The organism is Thiomonas sp. UBA7699, from assembly GCF_002482605.1.
Taxonomy (GTDB): domain Bacteria; phylum Pseudomonadota; class Gammaproteobacteria; order Burkholderiales; family Burkholderiaceae_C; genus Thiomonas; species Thiomonas arsenitoxydans.
In genome coordinates, this window is the sequence record NZ_DLGH01000035.1 from 1 (window position 1) to 6,887 (window position 6,887).

General features: G+C 65.9%; 6 protein-coding genes. 3 read left to right on the forward strand and 3 right to left on the reverse strand.

All coding sequences use genetic code 11. From position 1 onward, the window contains the following. Positions 1–204: 204 nt before the first annotated feature. Positions 205–399: a YgaP family membrane protein gene (locus B3H47_RS14720; protein WP_013105826.1), complete on the reverse strand. Its 195-nt coding sequence runs from the start codon at positions 397–399 to the stop codon at positions 205–207. Between the two features lie 176 nt (positions 400–575). Between B3H47_RS14720 and B3H47_RS14725 the strand changes: the two genes are divergently transcribed. From B3H47_RS14725 to B3H47_RS14735, 3 genes are all read left to right on the forward strand, one after another. Then, positions 576–1,592 (forward strand): class I SAM-dependent methyltransferase, encoded by a 1,017-nt coding sequence (locus B3H47_RS14725; RefSeq protein ID WP_286987795.1) that lies wholly within the window; start codon positions 576–578, stop codon positions 1,590–1,592. A 181-nt stretch (positions 1,593–1,773) separates the two neighbouring features. Then, entirely contained in the window at positions 1,774–1,977 is a 204-nt protein-coding gene (locus B3H47_RS14730) for a hypothetical protein (protein WP_286987797.1), read from the forward strand. A 66-nt stretch (positions 1,978–2,043) separates the two neighbouring features. After that, the gene (locus tag B3H47_RS14735) at positions 2,044–3,657 is read left to right on the forward strand and encodes a glucan biosynthesis protein (RefSeq protein WP_286987799.1); all 1,614 of its coding nucleotides are present in this window, start codon (positions 2,044–2,046) and stop codon (positions 3,655–3,657) included. 47 nt (positions 3,658–3,704) lie between these two features. Here the strand turns inward: B3H47_RS14735 and mdoH are convergent, their stop codons facing one another. After that, entirely contained in the window at positions 3,705–5,501 is a 1,797-nt protein-coding gene (gene mdoH, locus B3H47_RS14740; protein WP_286987800.1) for a glucans biosynthesis glucosyltransferase MdoH, read from the reverse strand. 21 nt (positions 5,502–5,522) lie between these two features. Continuing rightward, on the reverse strand, positions 5,523–6,887 hold a 1,365-nt coding region (locus B3H47_RS14745; RefSeq protein WP_286987802.1), incomplete at its 5' end, for a glucan biosynthesis protein D.

Sequence of the window (6,887 nt, forward strand, 5' to 3'; positions counted from 1 at the left end):
GGCGCTGGGTTTGCGTTCGGCCTGCTTGATGCGGCGCACGAAGGGCAGCATCAGAATGACGTTGCTCAGCCCCATCTCCTCGCGCACCTGTTTCATCGCCAGACACTTCAGGTCAAAACCCTCGGCATGGGCCAGGTCTTCACCGAGGATGCGACGCAACTGTGATGCTTCGCGGGGCGGAGCCGGTCGAAGCAGCCCCGCAAATCACTTCTTGCGCATCGGGCAGGTGCGAATGCCGAGCACCATGTAGAGCGGACAAATGCCCACCGCCCCCGCGACCAAAGGCACAACGCCAATCCAGCCCCAGAGGCCAATCACATGGGTCAGCGTCAGGGCGATAAGCACCAGACCCACTATCACGCGCAAAGCGCGATCCAAGGTTCCTTCATTGACTGACATGAGTGTGTTTCTCCGGATGTATTGAACGAATAGGCCAAGTTGAACGCTTTGACTCTAGCAGCATCCTGATACATCAGGGCTTATCGGAAATCCGTACGCTGTGCATGCATGCTGGAGCATGCTGCAGAGCATGACAGGTATCGCGACCCGACTTTTTCATCACTCCCCGTTTTCCCATGACTGTAGACGACCTTAAAACCCAATTTCGCCAGCAATCCCAGGCCGCACTTAGCCTGAACATCGCTTACATCGGCGTCGTCAATGGCCTCTTCAGCACCCTGCATCGCCTGGGCACGGCGTCTGCCGCCACCTTGGCCGATGCGGCCGGGCTCGACTCTGCCTATGTGCTGCGCTGGTGCGACGCCGCCTACGCCTTCGGTTATCTGGAGGCACAGGGCGACGTCTTCCGTCTTACGACGACAGGCGAAGCCATGCGCCCCGATGCGCCGGGCACGCTTATGCCGATGGCCGTGCAATCCGTCCTGTCGGCGCACATGGCCGAGCGCGCGGCAGGGCTGATGCGCACTGGGGAACGCCCAGGCGAGCAGGTTTTGGCCGAGCGCGACACCGTGTTGCCCTGGTTCGGGCCGATGCTGGAGGCGAATTTCGCATCGATGTTCGAACAAACGAATTGTCCGGCAGTACCCGCTTTCGCCGATGTGGACGCCCGTGGAGGTCTTGCCGTCGACCTGGGCTGCGGCAATGGCTGGTATTTGCGCGCACTGGCGCGGCGCTGTGGCAAGCTGCGGGGGTTGGGCATCGACGGTTTCCAGGAGAACATCGCCCAAGCCGAAGACATTGCGCGGCAGCAGGGCTTGGCCGACAGGCTGCGTTTTATCCAGGGTGACATCCACGCGCTCACGCTGGAAGAACCTGCCGACCTGATTGCGATGAACCGCGCCCTGCATCATGTATGGGAGAAAGACACCCACACGCTGTTCACCTGGCTGCGCGGCAATCTCAAGCCGGGCGGTTATGTGGTGATCTGGGAACCGGCCTGGCCGGCAGACCGCACCGCCTTGCGCGAACCCAGCCGTAAGGGGCTGGCGTTCCAGAATCTCAGCGAACATGTGCAGGGCAACCATTTTCTGCGGCCGGACGAAATCCAGGCGGCTTTTGCCCAGGCGGGTCTGCAGTCGCAGGTGCACCTCTTCGCACAGGGCAACGAGGCCGTGGTCGTCGCACAGAGATAAAGCCGTAGCGAACCTGCGGCGTTGATCCTTTGCTCGCCGGCCCAGCCGCGAGGGCTCTCAAGTTGAACGGTTGGTGCGGGCCGCAGCCAATGCTCGCCTCGGCCGAGATGAGGACGTCGGCGCGGCGGTTTTGTGCGTCAGCAGGCACGCTGGCACGCCTGGCCTGTGCTGATCGGGCTGATTGGGGCCGCTGATCCTGGAGTTTGCCCCGCACGACATCGGCTGGCTGTTGCCGGTGATCCGCGGTGTGGCGCTTTCGGCGCCGCTTACCATGTTCACAAGTCGCATCGCCCCGGCGCACTGGCTGCGGCGGCTTCGGTTGCTGCTGACCCCGCAAGAGACCGATCCGCGAGCAAGCTCGCCGCACTGCAGACCCCGCCCCTGAAGGACGCCATCGCTGCGCACCGATGGCGCAGGCCGATCCCCTGGCGCAAGAACTGAGGACACATTGATGCATCGACGCGATTTTCTGCGCGGCAGTGCGGCGAATTTCGCCGCGCTGGCGCCCTGGCCAATGGAATTCAAGCAAGAAAAGCGGCCGCCACCGGCGCCGGCGCGCGGCATCGCGCACTTCGGAGAGCCGCAGCAGTTCTCCTTCGACTGGCTGAAGGGGCTGGCGCAAGCGAAGTCGCTCATCGCTTACAGCGAACCGGTCGCGCCGCTGCCGGCTGCGGTGCAGAAGCTCTCCTGGGACCAGTGGCAGTCGATCCGCTACCGTCCCGAGCGCACGCTGTGGTGTGAGGACGATCTCTTCTTTCGCATCCGCTTCGATCACCTCGGCTACACCATGAAGCGCTCGGTGCGCATGTACGCCGTGGAGCGCAATACCGCGCGCCAGATCCTGTTCGATCCGACACTGTTCGACTACAGCCGCTCGGGGCTGAAGCCGGGTGAGATTCAGAAGCAATTGGGCTTTTCCGGATTCAACGTGCTGTTTCACACCAACTGGGCGGACGACCGGGCGGTGTTCCAGGGCGCCTCCTACTTCCGCGCTGTCGACGCCAGCGGCCAGTACGGCATGTCACAGCGCGGACTGGCGATCGACACAGGCATGGCCCGGCCGGAGGAATTCCCCGACTTCGTCGCCTTCTACCTGCAGAAGCCCGCACCCGAATCGACGCTGCTCACCGTGTATGCCCTGCTCGACTCCCCGAGCGTCACCGGCGCTTATCGTTTCATCATCGATGTGGCGAGCACGCTGGTGATGGACGTGGACTTCACGCTCTACCCGCGCCGTCGGATCGAGCGGCTGGGCATCGCGCCGGGCACCAGCATGTATCTGGTCGGGGAAAACGACCACCGTGTGGCCGACGACTGGCGCCCGCAGATCCACGACTCGGACGGCCTGCAGATGCACACCGGCGTCGGAGAGTGGATCTGGCGTCCGCTCACCAACCCGGCGCATCTCCAGGTCAATTCCTACCTCGACGACAATCCGCGCGGTTTCGGCCTGATGCAGCGCGACCATAACTTCGCCGACTACCAGGACGACGGGGTCTGGTACGACCGTCGGCCGAGTTGCTGGGTCGCCCCGAAGGGCGCCTGGGGCAAGGGCGCGGTCATGCTGGTGGAAATCCCCACCATCGATGAGACGATGGACAACATCGTGGCGTTCTGGAATCCGGCCGAAGAAATCGTTCCCGGCCGCGACTACAGCTACGGCTACCGCCTGTACTGGTGCCGCGAGAATCCCTTCGCATCCCGACTCGGACACGCCCAAGCGACCCGCGACGGCATCGGCGGAATCGTCGGTCAGAAGCGCAGTGAGTTCTCCTGGCGCTTCGTGATCGATTTCGTCGGCGGCGATCTGCCGATGCTGGTCGCCAGCGACAAAGTCCGCGCCGTGGTCAGCACCTCGCAGGGCCAGGTACAACTCGTGTCGGCCCGCCCGTTGCTGCCCCTCAAGGGCTGGCGCGCGATGTTCGACCTGGTGCCCGGTGAAGCCGTAGAGCCGATCAACCTCAGGCTGTTCCTGCAGCTCGACGGCCAGGCGCTCACCGAAACCTGGATCTACCAGTACACGCCGCCGCCGCTCGCCGTGCAGCGCAGTTACGTCCAGACCTGACCATGGCGCCGCGGGGGCCTGACGCGCAGCGGCTGGTCTGGGGGCGCTCAGGAATCCGGCTCCGGCGTCTCTTCCCCTAGTTGCGGAGCTGGCACCCAGAAAAAGCCCAAGGCATGGGCCAGGCTTCCCAGGCGCTCGCTGGAGGTCCAGCTAATCAGCCAGGGCGAACTCAGCAGCCCGAGCGTGATCGGCGAGAACCACAGGCCGACCACCGGGTCGAACCAGGCTAGCGCGGCGAAGGCCAGACCGAGCACGAGGTGCTCGCGCAGATCGGCAAGGGTCGACAGCACCGGGATGCGGCGAGCCTCGCGCACCTGGGCCGACCAGCCGGAGGGAATTCCCAACGCCATTGCCAGCAAGCTCTTGGTCTGGGTCATCATGATCACCGGCGCCATCAGCATCGCCAGGGGAATATCGAGCGCCACGGATCGCACGATGCGCGCAGCGCCGCCGAAGCTGCGCCTGCGGGCGGCGGACGACAGCATCCAGGTCAGTCCCATCAGCTTGGGACCGAACAGCAGCAGCAGCGTGAGCCACAGCACCCAGGAAGTCGAGATCCCCATCAGCGTGGCCTCGCGGGAAAAGATCACCTGCAAGGCGCTAGTCAGCAGCAGCAACAGCCAACCCGGCGAGGTCAGGTAGGCCGAGGCGCCGAGCAGCAGGTGCAGTCGGCTGGCCCAGTGCAGCCCCGAGGTGCCGAGCAGCCGCAGGTGTTGAAGGTTACCCTGCATCCAGCGCCTGTCGCGCTTGGCGTAGTCGATGATCGATGGCGGGAATTCCTCGTAGCTGCCGTCGATCATCACCATGTGAACCGCCCAGCCACGTCGGCGCAGCAGAGCCGACTCGAACATGTCGTGGCTCTGGATATGGCCGCCTAACGGATGCTTGCCCGGCAACTCGGGCAGGCCGCAGCTCTGCGCGAACGCGCGCGTGCGCACGATCGCGTTGTGGCCCCAGAAATTGGCTTCCGAGCCCGACCACCACAGCAGGCCCGCTGTGGCGATGGGGCCGTAGGCTTCGCTGGCGAACTGCATCCAGCGCTGGAACAGGGTGCGCGCGTTGGTGATCATCGGCACCGTCTGCAGCAACCCGATCGACGGCCGCTCCTCCATGATCGACGCCATGCCCACGATGGCGTCACCGCTCATCAGGCTGTCGGCGTCGAGCACCAGCATGCACTCGTAGGCGGCGCCGAACCGGCGCACCCAATCGGCGATGTTGCCCGGCTTGCGTGCGGTGTTGTGCTCGCGCCGGCGGTAGTACACCGCGATGGGGGCCTCACGCGCCAGCGCGAGCCACGCCGCCTGCTCGCGCTCGCCGTTGTCCTCGCTCGAGTCGCTCAGCACGAAAAAGTCGATCCAGGCGGCTCCCCCTGCCGCAGCGATGGAGCGCGCCATGGTGCGCACGCGGCCGAAGGTGGCGTCGACATCCTCGTTGTAGATCGGCATCAGTACCGCGACGCGATGGCGCAGCGGCTGCGCCGGGCTGGGCACCGGCGTGAAGCCCGGATGATCCCCACTGATCAGCTTGTAGAAGCCGATGGCCGAATTCACGAAGCCGAAGGAGATCCACCCGAACAGCGGCACGAACATCACCAGCAGCACGATGTCGAGCGCGTTGACCTGCTCGCGCGCGAGCACCATGCGCAGTTGCGTGGACGCCGCCAGCGCGAGCACGGCCGTCAGCGCGATGAGCAGCAGGCGCTTGATCAGCAGGCCGTGCGGCTGGGTTTTCACCTCGATCGCCCCCGGAGGCGGGCCGTCCAGGCGCTGGATAGGCATGTCCAGCGCGGCCTCGGGAGGCAGCATCGGGGGCGCGGGGTTTATCGCGTGATTAGCGGACATGGCGTATGCGTGCGCGGTGACTCAATCCTCGAGCGTGACCACAACGGTCTCACTGAGCGCCTGCGTTCCGCGGCGCAGGAACACGCGGAACTCCTTTTGCGCCAGCCCCGTCAGGCGCAGGTCCAGCACGACGCGCCAGGAGTTTTTGCGGCCGTACAGGCGATGGGCGCGCAGGCCCATGACCGCGGAGGCCGGCAGGTTGGTCAGCGCCTGCACGCCGCTGGCATCATCCAGCCCGGCCAGCACATCGCCGCGGAAGTCGAACACATACTTGCGCGTGGCCGGATCGGGCGGGGTGTCGGCCGGGCCGGCCGGCCCGATCAACAGATTGCAGCAGTGCGCGTTGGCGTCGGTGCTGGGATCGGCGGATGTCCACGTCAACCGGTACGCCATGTCGCGGCGCTGCCCGGCACGCGCCGGTTCGTCGGAAACCCAGAATGCGCCGATGTTGTCCACAGTCTCCGAGACCGACGCCATCTCGTAGAGCATCACGCTGCCCGTGCCCCAGTCGCCCTGGGGCTGCACCCACAGCGAAGGCCGCAGTTCGTAGAACAATTCGTCGTCCTCGTAGTTAGTGAAATCGCGATCGCGCTGCATGAGGCCGAAGCCGCCCGGGTGATCGGCGCGGAAGGCGTTCACGCGCGCCTGAGCCGGGTTGTGGAGCGGGCGCCAGATGCGCTCGCCGGCTCCGGTGCGGATGGCCAAGCCCCCGGAGTCGTGCACCTGCGGGCGCCAATCGCCGATCGGATGGGGGTGGGGCATGCCGTCGGCGCGCGTCTGGTCGTAGAGGAACATGCTGGTCTGCGGGGCGATGCCCAAGCGCTGCACATCGCGTCGCAGGAAGAGTGCACAACGCACATCCTGCACCACGTCCACGCCCTCGTGACGCCAGGAGTCGATGGCGTAGGCCCCGGCCAGCGAAGGGCCGTCGAGGAGGGCGTGGGTGATCACGTGGTCGTCCGACGGCTGCTCGATCCAGAAGTCGGTGAATACTGGGAATTCCTCCGGCTCCGGCAGGCCGGTGTCCACCGAGATGGCCCGTGCCGAGAGGCCGTAGCGGTTGGATGTCCCCGAGCAGCGAAAGTACGAGGCCCCGAGAAAAGCCATCCAGTCGGTGCGCGCGTCGGGCGCCAGCACGCGCCAGCCAGCCGGATCGGCGGTCTGTCCGCTGCCGAACAGCCCATGCGTGTCGATCAGTCTCCTGGCCACGCCGTGGTCGACGACATGGATCGACACGGCCAGCGGCGCCACGCCACGGCGCGGCGGGAACAGGCGCACGGTGCCCGTCACCGCTTCGGCGGCGCCGTAGGCCAGGCGCACGAAGGCGTCGGAGTCCAATGCCGCGTGCGCCGACGGGCGGGGCGCCACGTAGGGACGGCCCGCCCG

Bases quoted from the DNA above. Each gene is read 5' to 3' on its own strand.
- B3H47_RS14735 (WP_286987799.1), top strand. From the start codon at position 2,044: ATGCATCGACGCGATTTTCTGCGCGGCAGTGCGGCGAATTTCGCCGCG.
- B3H47_RS14720 (WP_013105826.1), bottom strand. From the start codon at position 399: ATGTCAGTCAATGAAGGAACCTTGGATCGCGCTTTGCGCGTGATAGTG.
- mdoH (WP_286987800.1), bottom strand. From the start codon at position 5,501: ATGTCCGCTAATCACGCGATAAACCCCGCGCCCCCGATGCTGCCTCCC.
- B3H47_RS14725 (WP_286987795.1), top strand. From the start codon at position 576: ATGACTGTAGACGACCTTAAAACCCAATTTCGCCAGCAATCCCAGGCC.